This window comes from Teredinibacter franksiae (genome assembly GCF_014218805.1).
GTDB classification, from domain to species: Bacteria; Pseudomonadota; Gammaproteobacteria; order Pseudomonadales; family Cellvibrionaceae; genus Teredinibacter; species Teredinibacter franksiae.
Genome location: NZ_JACJUV010000001.1, coordinates 2,088,748 through 2,107,511, shown reverse-complemented (window position 1 = coordinate 2,107,511; position 18,764 = coordinate 2,088,748). Strand labels below are relative to the sequence as shown.

12 protein-coding genes are annotated in these 18,764 nt (G+C 49.4%); 6 read left to right on the top strand and 6 right to left on the bottom strand.

What is annotated here, in order from left to right; genetic code table 11:
- Positions 1-55: 55 nt before the first annotated feature.
- From H5336_RS08660 to H5336_RS08645, 4 genes are all read right to left on the bottom strand, one after another.
- Positions 56-1,741 carry a response regulator gene (locus H5336_RS08660; RefSeq protein ID WP_185233326.1) on the bottom strand — a complete coding sequence of 562 codons (1,686 nt, stop codon included), beginning with the start codon at positions 1,739-1,741 and terminating at the stop codon, positions 56-58.
- Positions 1,742-1,930: 189 nt separating this feature from the next.
- Positions 1,931-3,256 (bottom strand): amino-acid N-acetyltransferase, encoded by a 1,326-nt coding sequence (argA, locus tag H5336_RS08655; RefSeq protein WP_185233324.1) that lies wholly within the window; start codon positions 3,254-3,256, stop codon positions 1,931-1,933.
- 39 nt (positions 3,257-3,295) lie between these two features.
- Positions 3,296-4,444 (bottom strand): acetylornithine deacetylase, encoded by a 1,149-nt coding sequence (gene argE, locus H5336_RS08650; protein WP_185233322.1) that lies wholly within the window; start codon positions 4,442-4,444, stop codon positions 3,296-3,298.
- On the bottom strand, positions 4,441-5,247 hold the full coding sequence (locus tag H5336_RS08645; RefSeq protein ID WP_185233320.1) for a PhzF family protein: 807 nt from the start codon (positions 5,245-5,247) through the stop codon (positions 4,441-4,443). The genes argE and H5336_RS08645 overlap by 4 nt, the downstream gene beginning before the upstream one ends.
- An 80-nt stretch (positions 5,248-5,327) precedes the next feature.
- On the opposite strand from H5336_RS08645, the gene tfpB reads away from it, so the two are divergent.
- Together tfpB and pflB are read left to right on the top strand one after the other, a co-directional pair.
- Positions 5,328-7,103, top strand: a complete 1,776-nt coding sequence (gene tfpB / locus H5336_RS08640) for a type IV pilus assembly ATPase TfpB (protein WP_185233318.1) — start codon at positions 5,328-5,330, stop codon at positions 7,101-7,103.
- Between the two features lie 468 nt (positions 7,104-7,571).
- On the top strand, positions 7,572-9,860 hold the full coding sequence (gene pflB / locus H5336_RS08635) for a formate C-acetyltransferase (protein WP_185233316.1): 2,289 nt from the start codon (positions 7,572-7,574) through the stop codon (positions 9,858-9,860).
- Positions 9,861-10,463: 603 nt separating this feature from the next.
- On the opposite strand, the gene H5336_RS08630 is transcribed toward pflB, so the two are convergent.
- Complete coding sequence (locus H5336_RS08630) at positions 10,464-11,156, bottom strand: hypothetical protein (RefSeq protein WP_185233314.1); 693 nt, start codon at positions 11,154-11,156, stop codon at positions 10,464-10,466.
- Positions 11,157-11,277: 121 nt separating this feature from the next.
- Here H5336_RS08630 and H5336_RS08625 point away from each other — a divergent pair, with 121 nt between their 5' ends.
- The 4 genes from H5336_RS08625 to pflA all read left to right on the top strand — a co-directional run bounded on the left by H5336_RS08625 (position 11,278) and on the right by pflA (position 17,095).
- Positions 11,278-12,279 carry a hypothetical protein gene (locus H5336_RS08625; protein WP_185233312.1) on the top strand — a complete coding sequence of 334 codons (1,002 nt, stop codon included), beginning with the start codon at positions 11,278-11,280 and terminating at the stop codon, positions 12,277-12,279.
- Between the two features lie 397 nt (positions 12,280-12,676).
- Positions 12,677-15,601: an endo-1,4-beta-xylanase gene (locus tag H5336_RS08620; RefSeq protein ID WP_376766528.1), complete on the top strand. Its 2,925-nt coding sequence runs from the start codon at positions 12,677-12,679 to the stop codon at positions 15,599-15,601.
- A 187-nt stretch (positions 15,602-15,788) separates the two neighbouring features.
- Positions 15,789-16,217 carry a hypothetical protein gene (locus tag H5336_RS08615; protein WP_185233308.1) on the top strand — a complete coding sequence of 143 codons (429 nt, stop codon included), beginning with the start codon at positions 15,789-15,791 and terminating at the stop codon, positions 16,215-16,217.
- 83 nt (positions 16,218-16,300) lie between these two features.
- Positions 16,301-17,095, top strand: coding sequence for a pyruvate formate-lyase-activating protein (gene pflA, locus H5336_RS08610; RefSeq protein WP_221628010.1), 795 nt, complete (start codon positions 16,301-16,303; stop codon positions 17,093-17,095).
- Positions 17,096-17,166: 71 nt separating this feature from the next.
- Here the strand turns inward: pflA and H5336_RS08605 are convergent, their stop codons facing one another.
- A complete protein-coding gene (locus tag H5336_RS08605; protein WP_185233306.1) occupies positions 17,167-18,426 on the bottom strand; it encodes a hypothetical protein in 1,260 nt (419 codons plus the stop codon).
- Positions 18,427-18,764: the final 338 nt, after the last annotated feature.

Genomic DNA, 18,764 nt, shown 5'->3' with positions numbered 1-18,764 from the left:
CTTCCTCGACTAGCCAGTAATTCAAGATCGCGAAGAATAGCAGAATCGGCGAGCCTTAACTAATGGCCTCAGGGTAGTGTTTTTCGAGTTGTTTGCGTAGGAAGCTGTAACGTTTGTACTGTTTGTTATCGGGGCCGATATCTCCAATGGCTCGCATACTGCGACGACAGAGCTTTTCGTATTTTTCTTTAAAGCCACTTGCTTCAGTATCGGCGATTATGGCCTGCACTAAATTGAGGTTAAGACCGCTGTGTTTGGGGTAGGTGGCGAGGGCTTCAATAAATACATCAATGGCGGTTGAGAACGACTTGGTTTCGTACGAGCTGATGCCTTCTTTGGTGAGCTTTGCGGCCACAAGCTTACCGCCGTCACTGATAGGTTCGGCGCTGATGCCATCGATGAGCTGCATAATGTCTTCGTCGTGTTCGTGTCGAGCAGCTAAATGGGTCAGTAATTCTTTGGCCGCTTTGTCTTCGTTCATCGCCTGCATACTGCGCGCGAACTCCATTGTGGTTGCTACGGGTGGTGCGGCTAGGTCGTTGTACATGGATTTAGCTTTAGTGGCGCTTGCCTGGGCTTTTTTCTCATCACCCAAGCCAACTTGTACCTGGGTTTCTACCATTTGTGCCTGCACCATTACTTCGGGTTTATCAGAGTAACGTTTACGTGCGCGGTCGAGCATATTCATGGCCTGACGTCCGAGCATCTTAGCGTCTGTTGATTCATCGCCTTTGATTACCTCGGACACTTTGCGGGCGTAATTGAAGTAATCCTGCTCGGATTCATGGCAGGAATTCATCCCCCATTTGATCGAGTGCTGGTGAGATTTAATTGCGGTGTCGTCGTCGTGGTTATATTCGGCAAGCTTGGCGAGCTTTCGATGCCGCAAGACTGATTTGGGTGATATACGGGTGGCATTCTCGGTGGACTGCTGCGCTAGATTCATGTCTTTGCGCTTAGAATAAACGTCTGAGAGGATGTCGTGGGCTTCAATATAACGGTCGTCTTCGGCGATTACGCTTTTGAGTACTTGTTCCGCAGCATCGAAGTTTCCCAGTTCCAGTTGGGTTTTACCTAGGCCGAGCTTGGCCCATATAACCGGCTTTTTCGATAGTACGCTTTCGTACATGTCTTTCGCCTCTTTCAATTGCTTAAGCAAAAAATGCAATTGGCCCTTCATTTTTAGACAGTCGGAAGCGTAGCGGTGCCCCTGGGTAATTAACTCATTACAAGTATCTAAAGCCGCTTGATAATTGCCTTCTGAAATAAACTTTTTGATCGGTAACAGTGTTTCGTGGCGCACAATGGCTTTGTTTAGCCGAACTTGTAACGATTGCTGGGTGTAAGGTTTGGTGATGTAGTCGTCGGGCTGGCATTCAAGTGCGCCAAGCACCATTTCGCGGGAAGATTCGCCAGTAATCATCACAAACAGGCTGGTCATGAGGAGCACACGCAGGTAGCGAACCTCTTCTAAAATTTGCTGACCGTCTTTGCCTGCGCCCAAGTTGTAATCACATAAAACCACGTCGTATTTCTTGTGGCCACAGGCTTTAATGGCTTCTTCACCGTTAGCGGCGGTATCGATACTGGGAACCCCAAAGGTGCGCAGCATTCGCGTTAGCGAGCCTCGAATTTCAGGGAAGTCGTCGATTACGAGACATTTTTTATTACTGTAGATTTTAACGATGTCGATCTGGCGCATGCCTTGGTTGCCGGCGTTATGTAACAGCGGATTATTCATAGGATGTTGCCGAGTCGTTACGCTTATTAAATTGGAATGCAATTGAGAAACTCAACTGAGCTCAGTAGTTTATTAAAGAAGTTTAGGCAAAAAATGAACAGTCTGCCGAAATGCGGTTGGGGGCACGCGGGTTGCGGGTGGGTTGTGAGTGAGATATGAGAGGTTTTAGCCGGTGGATACCGGCTAGCATTAGGATTTGATCGATTTTTCCAGAACTTTGGAATTGCGCTGAAAATTGTATAGTTCTTTACGCTCACCGGGAAGTTGTTCCACCTGGCTTTCACTAAAACCCTGTTCGATAAACCAATGGGCGGTTTGCGTGGTGAGAGCGAACAGGCGCTTCATCTTAAGTTTGAGTGCGTGGCGCTCAATGTGGGTAAGCAGTTTCGCCGCCCGCCCGCCACCTTGATAGTCGCGGTGGATGGTGACGCAGGCGAGTTCGCCGGCGTTGGAGTCCGCTATGGGGTAGAGGGCCGCACAGCCAATGATCAGATTGTCTTTTTCCATAACGGTGAAAAAGCCAATTTCGGTTTCCAGCAGCTCGCGAGAACGTTTGACCAAAATGCCCTTTTGTTCGAGTGGCTCGATCAAGTTAAGAATACCCACCACATCTTCTATGCGGGCACGACGAATGGTTTCGTAGCTGTCGCGGTAGACCATGGTGCCAGAGCCATCGCGCGTATACAGCTCCTTCAATAAAGCACCGTCTTCCCCGGCCGACACGACATGGGCACGAGCCACGCCGCCATCACAAGCTTTGTAGCAGGCGCGCAGGGCGAAATAAGTGTTCGATAGGGTGTGATGCTGCTGTTCCACCAAGAAACGCTCACACTGCAACAGGGTGAGTTCTCGGTACTGCTGGTTTCGTTTATCGAAAATGGGGCCATCGTCGTTGTAGGCGATAAGCTTGTCGGCACCGATAGCGGTGGCGATGTGGGTAGCAACGTCGGCAAAGCTAAGATTAAAAGCCTCGCCGGTAAGGGAATAGCCCAGCGGGGATACTAGTGCGAGACTGTTATCGTCCAAGAGTTTTTTTATGGCCTCGGCATCGGCGCTGCGCATTTTGCCGGTGAGTTGGAAATCCACTCCGTCGATAATTCCCCGTGGCATCGCGGTCACGAAATTACCACTGCGTACACGAATCTTGGCACCATACATTGGCGATTCAGGTAAACCACAGGAAAACGCAGCTTCAATGGTGAAGCGTGTTTCGCCTATCGCTTTCATCACATCGACGAGATGTTCTCGTGCGGTGATACGCACACCTTGATGGAATTGGGGTTTTACCCCGGATATCGCCAGTTGGCGTTCAATTTGTTTACGCGCGCCGTGCACCACAACCAGTTTTACACCGAGGCTGTTCAGTAGTGCCAAGTCGCTAATAATATTGGGGAAATTGTCGGATTCTAGGCAATCGCCGGGGAGCATCACCACAAAGGTCTTACCCCTGTGGTTGTTGATGTACGGCGAGGCATGTCGAAACCAGCTAATGTATTGGTCGGCTTGTTCTGTCACGGGAGAGATCCAAAGTGCATTTTATGAGGGATTATAGGGTTAAAAACAAAGATCGCGAATAAGCGAGCGCACAATATTTACCGCAGGCGCAATTTGGTTTATTTCAATGTATTCGTTTGGCTGGTGGGCCTGATCGATAGAACCGGGGCCCATAACCAGTGTTTGCATGCCAAGGTTTTGTAGAAGGGGGGCTTCCGTGGCAAACGCAACAGACTCGGCTTTGTGGCCAGTAAGCTTTTCCGCAAGCGCCACCAGCTCGCTTTGCTGGGGCTCCTCATAGGCATCTATGCCCTCAATGAGGCTTTCGAGCTGCAGCGGCGTGTGGAATTTGTCCGCTACCGGCTGCAGACGCTGTAATAGGTTGCCGCGCAGTTCATCGATATTCATGCCTGGTAGTGGGCGCAAATCGAAATGCAGCTCACAGTGGCCGCAGATTCGGTTGGGGTTGTCGCCGCCGTGAATATGGCCCAAGTTAAGGGTTGGAAAATTTACGGCAAAACCGGGGTTGTCATAGTGGGCTTTCAGGTCGCGCCTGAATGTAATCAGCTCACTTAACACCTCGTGCATGGCATCCAGTGCGTTGTGGCCCAGGCTGGGGTCTGAGGAATGCCCGGCTAGACCTTGTATGCGAACGGCCTCCATCATTATGCCTTTGTGCATACGGATCGGTTTCATGTTGGTGGGCTCACCAATAACTGCATAACGGGCCTTCGGGCGGCCAGCGGCGGCGAGCGCACGCGCACCGTTCATGGACGACTCTTCGTCGGAGGTCGCCAGTACAATAAGTGGTTGCCGGAGCTTTTTTAGCTCGTCGCCAAGGCCGTCTATGGCGGCGAGTACCACCGGGAAAAAACCTTTCATATCGGTGGCGCCCAAACCGTAATAACGGTTGTTGCGCTCGGTAAGTGCAAATGGGTCCTGCTGCCAGCGTTCGGGGTTGCAGGGTACGGTATCGGTATGACCGGACAGTACCAGCCCGCCTGGCCCGCTACCAAGGGTGGCAATAAGGTTAACTTTGCCCTCGGCTACGTCCATTAGTTCAATGTGAAAGCCTAAAGGTTTTAGCCAACTGGCCAGCAGCTCGACAACACCGCGATTGCTCATATCCAGTTTCGGGGAGGTGCAGCTCACAGAGGGCTGGGCAATAAGTTGGCTTAGCCTGTGGGTAAACAGCCGGGTATCGATCATAAATAAAAGCAGCCTTTGGAAACGGTTATGGCTTTTCCTGCGATCTTTACGCGATTGCCCTCCAGAGATAGGGAGAGGTCGCCACCGCGAGCAGACAACTGACGGGCGGATAATGCCATTTTATTCAGGGTTTGGGCGTAGTATGGCACAAGGGCTGTGTAAGCGGACCCGGTAACCGGGTCTTCGGGAATACCGATAGCGGGAGCAAAGTAGCGGCAGACAAAGTCGTAGTTACTGTGGCGGTCGGTACCGGGCGCTGTAACACAGATACCCCGCTGCTCTAGATCGCCGAGCTTGGCGAAATTTGGCGTTACTTGGGCAACGATTTCGGAAGACGCTACAACCACCAACATGCGCGGGCCGCCAATACGCACCTGCAGTGGTTCAATGCCAAGCGCCTCTACCAGTGCGGCTGGAGTGGCGATAACGCTGGTGGGGTTGGCGGGGAAATCCAGCTCCAGTAATTGTTGTTTGTTTATTTCAGTGGGCAAGGGGCCGCTGGCGGAGTGAAAGATAATACGCTGGGTTTTTACGCCGTAATGTTTGAATAATACATGAGCTGATGCCAAGGTGGCGTGGCCGCACAGATCTACTTCTGCCGTGGGGGTGAACCAGCGGATACCGTATTCGTTTGCCGATGAACCCCTGGCAACCACAAACGCGGTTTCAGATAAATTTATTTCCGCTGCGATGGCTTGCATCTGTACTTCGGTTAGCCCGTTTTCCAGCACCATAACGGCGGCAGGGTTTCCGCAAAAAGGTCTGTCGGCGAATGCGTCTACGGTGTAAAAGGTGATGTCCATGGCGTTATCAGCCACTCCTGTTTTAAGAATCGGTTTAAAAAGGGCTACAATCCTCTCAAATGATCATTAATGGCTAAGTGATGAAATCTGATTTTGTACCAGAACGTGCATTAGACCTGCGAACCCTCTTGCTCGACCTTGTTGATGAAGGTGTTATCCAAAAAGAAGACGCTAACGTGTTAATGGGTGCTCACCGTACCCGCGAACAAACCCTGATGCACCCACTTTCCTATATTGCTCAGCAGTCTTTGGAGGATTTACGTACACCGGGGAAAACGCTCGACGAAATACACCTTGCCCAGTGGATGGCCGAAAAGTGTGGCATGAGCCAGTTTCATATCGACCCCATGAAAGTGCCCGTCGCGTTGGTGGCCGACGTGATGTCGTATCAGTTTGCTAAGCGCCATGGTCTGCTGTGTGTGGGCATGAATGCTGAGAGTGTCACCGTAGCGGTTACCCAGCCGTATATTTCCGATTGGGAATCACAGTTAGAGCAAACTGTTCGTCAACCGATAAAAAAGGTTTTTGCGCTGCCGTCGGATGTTGAGCGCTACCGTGTTGAGTTCTATTCGCTGGCGAAATCGGTATCCGGTGCAGAAGATGGCGGCGGTAATAAAGCGTCGGGTGCGACCAACTTTGAGCAGCTACTAGAGCTAGGGAAGCTAAAAGACCCCGAAGCCAACGACCAGCATGTGGTTAATATTGTGGATTGGTTATTGCAATATGCCTTCGATCAGCGCGCCAGTGATATTCATATTGAGCCGCGCCGGGAAATTTCACGCATGCGTTTTCGCATTGATGGGGTGCTGCACAGTATCTATGAATTTCCGGCAAACGTAGCCACCGCTATTGTCAGTCGATTAAAAATCCTAGGGCGCATGAATGTAGCAGAGAAGCGCAAGCCTCAGGACGGACGCCTGAAAACCAAACGCCCAAATGGCATGGAAGCGGAATTGCGTCTATCAACCTTACCAACGGCGTTTGGTGAAAAGATGGTGATGCGTATCTTCGACCCGGATGTGCTGTTTCGAACGTTCGAAGAGCTGGGCTTGATGGGCGAAGACTATAAACGCTGGCATAGCATGACCGAAAGGCCTCATGGCATATTACTGGTAACGGGCCCTACTGGTTCGGGCAAGACGACCACCCTCTATTCTTCTCTGCGGGCGCTGGCGACTGAGCAGGTAAATGTTTCCACCATTGAAGACCCTATTGAAATGGTGGAAGAAGCTTTTAATCAGACCCAAGTGCAGCACAATATTGATTTCGATTTTGCCTCCGGTATTCGCACGCTTATGCGACAGGACCCAGATATTATTATGGTGGGCGAGATTCGCGACAGAGAAACAGCGCAAATGGCGGTACAGGCTGCACTTACAGGGCATTTGGTACTTTCTACGCTGCATACCAACGACGCCTCCGCCGCTATAACCCGTCTGCTAGACTTAGGTGTGCCCAGTTATCTTCTTAAATCTACGGTGCTGGGGGTAATGGCACAGCGTCTTGTGCGCACTTTATGCCAGCACTGTAAAACCGAGTCGACCATTAGCAATAGCGATTGGGATATGCTGATAAAGCCGTGGAAGGTGGCCAAGCCAGAAAAAATATACGAACCTGAAGGCTGTTTAGAGTGTCGAAATACGGGCTATCTTGGGCGTCAGGGTATCTATGAGATTTTGGGCCTCTCGGAATCTGTACAGGCCTATATTCGCGACGATGTAGATTTACTCGCTATGCGCCAGCAGGCCATGCGCGAAGGTATGCGTACGTTGCGTTTATCGGGTGCGCAGAAGATTGCGCAGGGGAAAACCACGCTTGCCGAAGTCTTACGTGTTGCCCCGCCCCCGGAAAAGTAGGCTAGTATTTTTACAGGGTAGGTGAGCTCCTAGTGGGGCCTGGGCGTAATATTGGCGGCGAAAAAATGCTGCACCTGCACAAAAAAAGCAGTTTTTAGAGCATTCTTTAAGCTGTCCAATTAAATACAGGAATGTTTTTTATAACCAGTATTCACCAAAGTGATTGCAAGACTCTGTACCCTAACGCCACTTGTTCTGTATCAAATTTTACTGAGTTAAGAGGCGTACAATGTTCATATCGACTTACGAATTCCCGGAAATTGTTCCCGTCGAGCTGTATGTGAGTTCTTCGACTCCTTGCCAAATAAGCCGTTACCCCGTGCTCATTATTTGAATCCACCGAAGAAACACAAGGTGTAGGCAGAGACAGTTTTTGGAATAGTGTTTTAATTTAGCGTCTGTACTTCAGGCATAACTTTTAGAAGAATCGACCAAGCCCAAAAGGCAAGGCGATTTAGCGAGGCTTCCATGAATATCAAAGCGGAAATTCCCAACAAAGAAACAGCCAAAAGCGTTGACATGTCAGCGGCCAACCCTTGGGAGAATTTTGCTCCCGGCAATTGGCAGGAAAACGTAGACGTACGCGACTTTATCCAGAAAAACTATACCCCCTATGCAGGCGATGATGCCTTTCTTTCCGGCCCAACCTTCCGAACAGAGCAACTGTGGGCAGAAACGCTAGAGCTGCTGAAAAAAGAGCAGGAAGCGGGTGGTCCCCTAGAAATTGATGCCGATATTCCAGCAGGCGTAACCGCGCACAAGCCCGGTTATATAAACGCGGAGCTGGAAACGATTGTTGGCTTGCAAACCGACGCACCACTCAAGCGCGCTATTGTGCCCCTTGGTGGTATTCGTATGGTGCAGGCGTCCTGTGATACCTACGGTAAGCCTTTGAACCCAGCCGTTCTCGAAACGTTCTCGAAATACCGTAAAACCCACAACAACGGCGTTTTCGATGCTTATACCCCCGAAATTCTGAAGTGCCGTAAAGTGGGCGTAATTACCGGTCTGCCCGACGCCTACGGTCGTGGTCGTATTATCGGCGACTACCGTCGTGTAGCACTCTACGGTATCGACTTTCTGGTAAAAGACAAGAAGGCCGAAAAGGTGGAAACCGAGAGCTGGGCTCTCGACGAGAAAACAATTCGTCTGCGTGAAGAACTCTCTGAGCAGGTTCGTGCCTTAGAAGAAATTAAAGTAATGGCCGCCAGTTACGGTTGTGATATCAGCCGTCCTGCCGTCAGCGCACGCGAAGCTGTGCAGTGGACTTACTTTGCTTACCTTGCTGCGGTTAAGTCTCAGAATGGCGCCGCTATGAGTTTTGGTAGAACCACTACCTTCCTTGATATCTACATGCAGCGCGACATCGACGCCGGCCGTATTACCGAAGCCGACGCCCAAGAGATGATTGACGACTTGGTCATTAAGTTACGTCTTGTTCGCTTCCTGCGTACCCCAGAATATGATGAGCTGTTTTCCGGTGACCCCACCTGGGTAACCGAATCTATTGCCGGTATGGGTAAAGATGGACGCTCATTGGTGACAAAAACGTCGTTCCGTATCCTGCAAACCCTCTACAACTTGGGGCCAGCACCAGAGCCCAATCTGACGGTGCTTTGGTCTGAAAAACTGCCAAAGGGCTTCAAAAATTACTGTGCGAAGGTGTCTATCGATACATCGTCTATTCAGTACGAAAACGACGACCTAATGCGCGAGAGGTTCAGCGACGATTACGGTATTGCCTGTTGCGTATCGGCTATGCCTATCGGTAAGCAAATGCAGTTTTTCGGCGCCCGTGCAAACCTCGCCAAGACGATGCTTTACGCCATTAACGGTGGTATTGATGAAAAGTCTGGTTTACAGGTAGGCCCTAAAGCTGAGGTGTTGGACGACGAGTACCTAGATTACGACAAGGTAATGGCGCGTTTCGACGACTACATGTCTTGGTTAGCAAAAACCTATGTGGGTGCACTGAATATTATTCACTTCATGCACGACAAGTATGCCTACGAAACACCGATGATGGCCTTACATGACCGCGATGTTCATCGCACCTTGGCGTGTGGTATTGCGGGCTTATCGATTGTTGCAGACTCACTCAGCGCTATGAAGTACGCCAAAGTGAAGCCGGTTCTTGGCGAGAGTGGTTTAGTAGAAGATTACGAAATTGAAGGTGATTTTCCTAAGTATGGCAACAATGACGATCGTGTAGACCAGATTGCAGTAGACGTTGTGTCCCGCTTTATGGAACTTGTGCGCGAAACCCCTGCTTACCGCGATGCGGAGCCCACTCAGTCGGTTCTTACTATTACATCTAACGTTGTTTACGGTAAGAAAACAGGTAACACCCCAGATGGTCGACGCGCTGGCGAACCTTTCGCTCCCGGAGCAAACCCCATGCACGGTCGCGATACTAGCGGTGCTTTAGCTTCTCTGCTGAGTGTTTCCAAGCTTCCTTACTGTGATGCGGAAGATGGTATCTCCTACACCATGAGCATGGTACCCAACGGTTTGGGTGATGCCGCTAACGACAAGATCCACAACTTGGTTGGTCTACTCGACGGTTACTTCGGCGCTGCTGGTCACCACATTAACGTGAATATATTCAGCCGAGAAATGCTCACGGATGCCATGGAGAATCCAGGGAAATATCCTCAGCTAACGATACGTGTTTCTGGTTACGCGGTTAATTTTAACAAGTTAACCAAAGAACAGCAGCAAGACGTCATTAGCCGAACTTTCCACGGCTGCGTGTAAAAGAATCCATGACCCCGGGTTAGCAATAACCCATTGGATACAAGAGATCGCAATAATCTCATTTTAAGGAACCCAATTGGGTTCCTTTTTTTATGTCCAGGGATGGACGGTATGCCGCGGGCGCATGGGCAGCTCCATTGCATCCATGCAACCGCTGCATTAGTGCGTCCATGCACGTCATGCGCAGGAGCGGCGATGACGGGATGGACGGTATGCCGCGGGCGCATGGGCAGCTTCATTGCATCCATGCAACCGCTGCATTAGTGCGTCCATGCACGTCATGGCAGGAGTGGCGATGACGGGATGGACGGTATGCCGCGGGCGCATGGGCAGCTCCATTGCATCTATGCAACCGCTGCATTAGTGCGTCCATGCACGTCATGGCAGGAGTGGCGTCTCCCAGTATTGCACACACACACAGAAAAGAACGCATGTGCACGAATAGTTTTGGATGCCTTTTTATCGAGTAAAAATCAAAACCGTATGCGCCGGCGCGATGCCCTCAAAGCGAATTGGCTTTAGTCTGTAGAAGGAAATTTTTGCCGATTTATTTTGCAAAAACCAGATGCCAATTTACGGATATGCCTAATAGTTATAGGTGCACTAAAGTTTTTCCAGTATTTTGGCAATGTTTTTCTGCAGGAATTCCAGGTCTCTTTCTTCAAAAAATAATGTCTTTTTTGTTCTAAATTGTTTTCTATTGGTGTCGAAAGTGTAGGGTACGGCAATACCTATTTTTTTTACTTCAATCAGCGTTCCTTCAGAATCATAAACATCTAATTTCAGTGAAAGGGCATTATAGTCTGCGTCCTTCATGCCTTTTCCTGTCATAGACTCTTGATTAAGCTGCTCGGTAATATCGCCGCGATATTGGGTTTTTAAGCTGCCGGATAAAACTAGGTGTTTGCGCGTATCATCCCAGATGATTTTTCCTCGTTTAAATTTTGCCGGTCGATTGATAACAGAGGTGAATATGGCGAACGTGAAGTTAACTTGCTCCTTTAGCTGGGCGACAAACTCTCTGCGTACGTCAGCTTTGTCCGATTCACTGGCTGTATTGTCTACTAGGTAGTCAATAAGCTCTATTGATCGTGGGTCGGTAAAGGTTACTGGCAGGGCCTTGTAATCCTTGGTATTCAATTGGGCGAGCAGCGTTTGGTTTACAATGTTCAGTTCAGATGTTGCAGCAGGGAAGTCAGTAGAGGCGGGAAAAACAACAATTCTTTCTTTGGCAAAGGCCTGTGTGCTTACCAGCGTAAGGCAGAGAGTGCTGATCAGAAGTCGAAATTTAGTCATGGATCCTTCTCCTGTGGGTGGGGGCTGAAATGCTTGAAAAGTGAAAAAATGGTGCAGTACTGTTGTTATAGTAACGAATACTGTTGCGTTTCATAAGGGTGATTTGGCAAGTTTATACTTCATGCGATACAAACAATTAATACAGACATTGATGTACACAACACTAGCCATTGCGACTACTTTTAGCTGGGCGCAGGCTACCCATGAATCCAGCGCTAAAACTAGCGGTGACGTTGTAGATACGATTGAAGAACAAAACGTTAAACCAGACGTGCTCGACAAAAGCCGTGACTATATTGGTGATTCCTACGTTTCGTTAGCCGAAAAGTTGGACATTTTTATTGCACGTAAACCAAGGGATCGCAATTACAATAATAGCGCGCTGAGTGTGCTGGTGAGTGCAACCAATTTTGAGGGTAGTGAAGCCGCTCACGATATCAGTATCCGCAGTAAGCTCGATTTGCCCGGTACAAAAGATCGGTTTCAACTGTTTCTCGAAACCGATCCCGATGAAAGTGATACTTTGGCGAATGCTAATCGGCCGGTATCAACGGGTGAAAGGATTACACGGCAAGATGCTGTGGCCGGCATTGAGTTTTCGACAAAAGAACAGCTCGCACGTTGGCGGCACTCGGTGAGCTTGGGCGGCAAATTAAATGACGGCATTGATTTGTTGGTGCGCTATCGTCTGCGAAAAAGTTGGCAGTTGCCCAATAGGTGGATGTCTCAGGTTCGCCAGGATTTTTGGTATCAGGATGGTATTGGTTGGGGGGAAACTAGCCACCTAAAATTTGCGCGGCCGATTGCAGATAAATACCTTTTCGATGTTGTTACCCAGTTTCGAGCCGAAGATAGTGATGACCCCTATGAATATGCCAATGTTTGGCGGCTTGACCATCGATTCCGTGATTCTTGGAATGTTACATATAAGTTTGGTCTGCTCGGGGAGAGTGATGGAGGCACAATGTTGGATGATTTCTTTATTAACTTCAGCCTTGGCTACCGCTTGAAGCGCAATTGGGTTTATGTGTTTCTTACACCAGAAATTTTCTACGCAGAGGAAAGCAGACATAAGCCTGAACGTTCTTTGACGCTCAGTTTTGAGCTGTTATTTACGGACTAACGGTTTTATTCAACAGGGTGCAGGTGCTGAATGATTTTTTTGGCGCCAAAGTTCATGTCTGTAACCGGTTCCAGCCAAAAAACTCGCCTGTTTAGACTTTGGTCTAATTTTCGTCGCTACATTTTAAGCTTATAGTCATACAGACAATAATAAAGCTAAGGCGCCAATGTAGCGTCTGTATGCCGGTTAGCGCTTTTCTGTTTGCTTTCGGTAAGTCATCCAAACCTAATTTGATTTAACGCTCGTATAGGCTGGTTAGTCGTTGTCGTTCGTAGGCCGCCGTGTGCTCGTGGTTTTTTCAGCAATGGACATATGGATATCGTCGCCAGTTGTATGGCTAGAAGCCTTTATTGCTAACGAAGTTATCGCGTTCGATTCATAACGTTGATTTCGTGCGATGGGAAATTTAACCCGTTCATTACACTATGCGAGAACAAATTTTATGAGAGCACAATTAAACAAAAGGTGTTTCCGGAGCGCAGCCCGGTTGCTGAGTTCGCTGGCATTTACCTTGTCGGCGGCTTCTGTCACAGCCGCGCCAGACCCTGATTTTCATATTTACCTGATGTTTGGCCAATCCAATATGGAAGGGCAGGGTGAAATCACGTCCCAGGATCAGCAGGTACCAAGCGGTTTGCTGGCTATGCAGGCTGACGATAACTGTAGTGTTAATGGCGCTAGTTATGGTCAGTGGCGCGAGGCAACCCCGCCTTTAATACGTTGTTACAGTACGGCTCACAGTTGGAATAACGGTGGCCTGGGTCCGGGTGATTATTTTGGTCGTACGATGCTAGAAAATAGTGGCTCTAATGTTCGGGTTGGCCTTGTTGGTGCGGCTTATCAGGGGCAGAGCATTGATTTTTTTATGAAGGATTGTGCTGCGAGAGGTAGCTGTCAGCCGAGCGGTGCAAATGGTTCGGTTCCGCTTGGTCAGGGAGGTTATGCCTGGATGCTGGATTTGGCTCAGCAAGCCGAGCTAGACGGTGTAATTAAGGGCATTATTTTTCATCAGGGCGAAAGTGATACTGGCGATGCCAGTTGGCCGGGCAAAGTAAATCAGGTGGTCACTAACCTGCGCAATGATCTTGGTTTAAATGCCAGTGACGTGCCTTTTATTGCCGGTGAAATGGTGCCCGGTGCCTGCTGTACAAGTCACAACACCTATGTGCATCAAATTTCTTCGGCGGTGAGCAATGGCCATTGGGTGTCGGCCGATGGCCTGGGATCCCGAGATGAATATCATTTTAATGCGCAGGGCTACCGTGCAATTGGCCGCCGCTACGGCAACAAAATGCTGGAGTTGGTCGATACTTCAAATTCCGGTTCCAGTTCTTCGTCATCATCCAGCCAGAGCGGTAGTCATTCGATTACTGTACGCATGAGCGGCGTGGTTGGCGACGAAAGCGTCAGCCTAGAGGTGGGCGGCGCAAGCGTTCAGACTTGGACGTTGAGTACTTACATGCAGGACTACTCTGTTGACGTTAGCGGTTCAGGCGAGCTTCGTGTGGCCTTCACCAACGATGGTGGCGACCGTGATGTACAGGTAGATTATGTCATTGTGAATGGCGCGACCTACCAGGCCGAAGATCAGCAGGATAATACCGGGGTCTACTCGGGTTCCTGTGGCGGCGGCTCCTACTCGGAAATGCTCCATTGCGCAGGCTCTATTGGTTTTGGCGATATTGTGCCGCAATCGGGCTCCAGTAGTAGCTCCAGCAGCAGTTCCTCTTCCTCTTCTTCCAGTAGTAGTTCCAGTAGTAGTTCGAGTAGCTCTTCGAGTAGTTCGTCCTCCAGTTCCTCTAGCAGCAGTTCGAGTCAAGCGGCTGGTAGTTGTGACGGCGTGAATGTGTACCCTAATTGGACAGCGAAAGACTGGGCCGGGGGTGATTACAATCATGCTGAAGGTGGTGATTACATGGTCTATCAAAGCGTGCTTTATCAAGCTAACTGGTACACCAGCAGTGTTCCCGGCAGTGATGCGACTTGGACCAACCTCGGTACCTGCGGCGCTATCTCAAGTTCAAGTAATTCCAGTTCTTCGTCCGTTTCGACATCCAGTTCAAGCTCCTCCTCCTCCTCCAGTTCATCATCCACCGGCGATAACAGTATTGTTGTGCGTATGAGCGGTGTAGTCGGTGATGAAAGCGTGAGCTTGGAAATTGGCGGCAGCACAGTTCAAACTTGGACGCTGAGCAGCAGCATGATGGATTACAGCCTAGTAACCAGCGCGACCGGCGAATTACGCGTGGCGTTTACCAACGATGGAGGCGACCGCGATGTGCAGGTGGACTACGTGGTGGTAAACGGTGTTATTTATCAAGCGGAAGATCAACAGGATAATACCGGTGTTTATTCTGGCTCCTGTGGTGGAGGTTCCTATTCAGAAATGCTGCACTGTAGTGGTTCTATTGGTTTTGGAAATCCGTTCGATGGGAGTTCATCTTCCAGTTCGAGCAGTTCCTCAACCGGTAACCCCGGTTTCCCGAATTTTTTCGTGGGTAACATTACAACGAACGGCAGTATTCGCTCCGACTTTGGCCAATATTGGGATCAGATTACGCTGGAGAATAGCGGCAAATGGGGGCAAGTAGAAAGTTCTCGCGACCAATATAATTGGAGTGGTATAGACGACGCTTACAATTATGCAAAGCAAAATGGCATACCCTACAAGCAGCATACATTCGTCTGGGGAAGCCAATACCCAAGTTGGATCGACTCCCTTAGTGCAACTGAAAAAGGCGAAGAGATTGAAGAGTGGATTCGCGATTACTGTGAGCGCTACCCCGATACGGAAATGATTGATGTGGTGAACGAAGCAACACCCGGTCATGCCCCTGCGAATTTCGCGCAGGATGCTTGGGGTAACGATTGGATAACCAAATCGTTTCAGCTTGCTCGACAATACTGCCCTAATTCGGTATTGATTCTTAACGACTACAATGTGTTGCGTTGGAACACCGACGAGTTCATTCAAATGGCGCAACCGGCTATTAACGCTGGCGTTGTAGATGCTATTGGTTTACAGGCTCATGGCCTTGCAGGGCAATCGCTGTCGGAACTAGAAAGCAATTTGCAGAAAATCGCTAATCTTGGTTTACCCCTTTATATCTCGGAATACGATATTGAGCGAACCAATGATCAGGAGCAGTTGCAGGTGATGCAGGAGCAATTCCCCGTGTTCTACAATCATCCCTCGGTAAGAGGTATTACGCTATGGGGTTATGTGGTTGGCTCAACTTGGCGTGATGGAACGGGCTTGATTCAAAGCAATGGCCAGCACCGGCCCGCAATGGATTGGTTGATGAATTATATTGGCCGGTAATTTCAAGGCGCTTAGCGTATAGGTTCCATAAGCATCAAAAAAGGCTATCTACTGTGTATATGGCCTTTTTTTTGTGTGTGAAAAACAGTAATCAGTCCAGCCATTTTGGTTACTGATGCTCGCCTTTGATTTAGCTAAAGATGCTAACCATCGATAGTTCGTACAATACCGCAAGGGAGGATGTCCTATGCCGCTTTGTATTTCCGATCTCGACAAGAGCTTTTTATCGGCTTTTGAAAACAGCACGCTGGAGGTTGATGCTTTTCATCATCGTGAGCATCTGCGTCTTGCGTATATTACATTGGTCCTGAATGATGTTGATCTGGCCTACCGGCGTATTAGAGCTGGCCTTTTGCGTATGCTACAGCGTAATGGGGTAGGTTCAGTTAAGTATCATGACACCCTTACTTTTGCTTGGATCCAGGCGGTTAAACACTTCATGTGGTTAACAGAAAACGCAAATTCATCAGAAGAGTTTCTTTCCCAGAACCAATTATTATTGGATAAAAACGTCATGTTCACGCACTATAGCCAGGCGCTAATAAACGCTGAGCAAGCGCGCAAACAGTTTGTGCCACCGGATCTAGTGCCCATACCCGATCACGGTGGGTTGTAATGTATTAGGGTTATAGTTGTGGATAAGGTGCTTCTCATTCGTAACCTTCAAATAGATGTAGCCCCCAAGTAGTTATTCCCAACATGAATCGTTTTCAGGATATCAATATTATCGACATCGACCAGGAGCATATGCTCGGTCGAATTCATTCGTTTGAAAATAGCAGCGCACTTGACGGCCCGGGCCTTCGGGTGGTGGTATTTATGCAGGGCTGCCAGTTTCGCTGTAAGTATTGTCATAATCGCGACAGCTGGGATCTGCATGCGGGTAGCTTGTATTCCGTTGCTGAAGTGGTAGAAAAAGTGCTGCCTTTCCGCCCTTTTCTAAATGCTTCCAACGGCGGTGTAACCGTCTCTGGTGGCGAGGCTGTATTACAGGCAGAGTTTGTGACGATGCTGTTTAAAAAGCTGAAAAAGCTCGGTTTTCACACCTGCTTGGATACCAACGGTTATGTGTCTAATCATCTCTATGGTGAGAAGTTGGATGAGCTGTTGAAGTATACGGACCTGGTGTTGCTAGACCTTAAACACATCGACCGACGTAAGCATGAAGAATTGGTGGGGGTAAGTAACGATAAGCCACGGAATTTTGCTCGTTATCTTTCTGATATTGGTCATCCCGCTTGGATTCGACACGTACTCGTGCCGGGTTACACGGATGAAGAAGAAGACCTGCGTGCACTGGCGCAGTTTTTGGCGCCTATGAAAAATATTCAGAAAGTCGAAATTTTACCTTATCACCGTATGGGTAAGGACAAGTGGGAGGAAATGGGTTTTGAGTACCCGCTGGGCGATTTAGAACCACCGCCAAGAGAGCAGGTAAGCGGCATTGTAGAGATGTTTAAGCAGGAATATGGCTTGAATGTATTTGCACCATAGTGCTTTGCCCAGCCACATAAAAAAGCCGGCGAATATAAGCCGGCTTTTTTATGTGGCTGGGTTTAGGGTAATTAATGCGGGTGCAGTTGGAAGTGCAATGGGTTAACCGGCTGCGGTGCTGTGGGCTTGGCAAGCACCGCAGCGCTGGGTGCTTGCAGGCACCAGTCACCGGTACTGGACAGAGCGGGTGTGTCCAGATCTTGGTAGAACATGGTTAAGTCCACGTCTGGTAATAGCGCATTGGTCACAAACATAGCTCTGTCTTTTACATCGGTGTCGCCAAGCCAGTTAAGCCCGGCCCAGCCAATAAGATACTCGTTACAATAGGTCGCATCGTCTATGGGTTCGACAAAGGCTACTTGATAATCCAAACCCCAAAAGCGTTTCATAATCGCTATTTCAAAGAGCATGGCCAGGTCTTCAAATTGAGAGCTGTAGGCGTAGCTGTCGGCGGCGGCATCGGCTTCAAATTCGGCGCCCACCTCTGCGGCAGTTAATTGTGTTTGCGCAGTGGAGGGCGTTTCGCCCTGATACATCACTTGCCCCAGGTCTTCAAGTAGGCTGGATGTGAGCGCACTATAGTGACTGAGCTGGTCTGAAACTCGACCGTTGGTTAGGCTGTCGATGGCTTGGGGTACGGTGCCGGTTGTGGTTAGGCTGGAGTAGTTGTCGTAGGGTAAAAAATCATTTACATGGGCGAGCTCGTGGAGCAGTAAGCGAGCGCTGATGAGCACTACATCGGCGATGGGCCGGGGGTCTGTATTATCGAGACTGCCGTAGGAAAAGGCGTAGTCACCGTTATGCAGATAACGCCCCCAAGCCCGAAAGGCCAGTGGGTCGGAGAAGCCAGCGCGATAGTCTTCTTTGGGGTTGATCGTGGTTTTTTCGGCGTTGTTGGTCCACAGGTAGAACGGGTCTAGGTATATGGCGCCGGTATGGCTACTGTAAAACGCTGGGCGAATATCATCGTCAATGACAATCGCCGTCAGTCCGCGAAACAGGGGCAAGATTTCTTCCGGGTAGGCAAGCAGTACCTCTTCAAAGCGCTCCGCCATCCAGTCGTGAGACACCAGTACCCGGCCCATAATGTCGGCTACGGAGGGCGTTTCGGTTTGCATGCCCAGTAATGGCAGTTCTTCTAGGGTACAGAGCTCGGAGGTGGTGTCGGCTAGGACGCAGTTGTAGAGTGCGCTGGCATGCGCGGCGTTGGGCTTCCATGCCCGCACGTCCTCTAGGGAGTCTTCGTCAGTGTTGCCGCTACTGCCACCACAGGCAGTAAGACCTAGAACGGCATGTGCGAGTATCATTTGAATAATGTGCGTTGGTTTCATAACCGACCCATTTATAGATAAAAATACATAAAGCATTATGACAACACAAACGTGGGTTTGATGTAAAAGGCTGTAGGTTTTTGTGATAGGTCAGGTTGGGAAGAGTAGGCCTGTAAAATGATTACGCGACCGAGATGGCGGTGATGAGGGCTGTTTTGGCACGGAATATCCTCATCCCAAACGCGGGAGATTAGACGTTATGCTCTTATGCTCGGCTCGAGCGAAGTCCAGCTTATCAATCGGTAATGTGGCAAAACAGGCCGCAATTATTTTGGTTAGTTGTTGCGTCTAGGCGTCATAGTGTCCGGGGTAATGTTATACCCCGGAGAGCAGTGCAC

Coding starts and splice junctions, on each gene's coding strand:
- H5336_RS08660 (WP_185233326.1), bottom strand. CDS start 1,741: ATGAATAATCCGCTGTTACATAACGCCGGCAACCAAGGCATGCGCCAG.
- argE (WP_185233322.1), bottom strand. CDS start 4,444: ATGATCGATACCCGGCTGTTTACCCACAGGCTAAGCCAACTTATTGCC.
- H5336_RS08645 (WP_185233320.1), bottom strand. CDS start 5,247: ATGGACATCACCTTTTACACCGTAGACGCATTCGCCGACAGACCTTTT.
- tfpB (WP_185233318.1), top strand. CDS start 5,328: ATGAAATCTGATTTTGTACCAGAACGTGCATTAGACCTGCGAACCCTC.
- pflB (WP_185233316.1), top strand. CDS start 7,572: ATGAATATCAAAGCGGAAATTCCCAACAAAGAAACAGCCAAAAGCGTT.
- H5336_RS08630 (WP_185233314.1), bottom strand. CDS start 11,156: ATGACTAAATTTCGACTTCTGATCAGCACTCTCTGCCTTACGCTGGTA.
- H5336_RS08625 (WP_185233312.1), top strand. CDS start 11,278: ATGCGATACAAACAATTAATACAGACATTGATGTACACAACACTAGCC.
- H5336_RS08620 (WP_376766528.1), top strand. CDS start 12,677: ATGGGAAATTTAACCCGTTCATTACACTATGCGAGAACAAATTTTATG.
- H5336_RS08615 (WP_185233308.1), top strand. CDS start 15,789: ATGCCGCTTTGTATTTCCGATCTCGACAAGAGCTTTTTATCGGCTTTT.
- pflA (WP_221628010.1), top strand. CDS start 16,301: ATGAATCGTTTTCAGGATATCAATATTATCGACATCGACCAGGAGCAT.
- H5336_RS08605 (WP_185233306.1), bottom strand. CDS start 18,426: ATGAAACCAACGCACATTATTCAAATGATACTCGCACATGCCGTTCTA.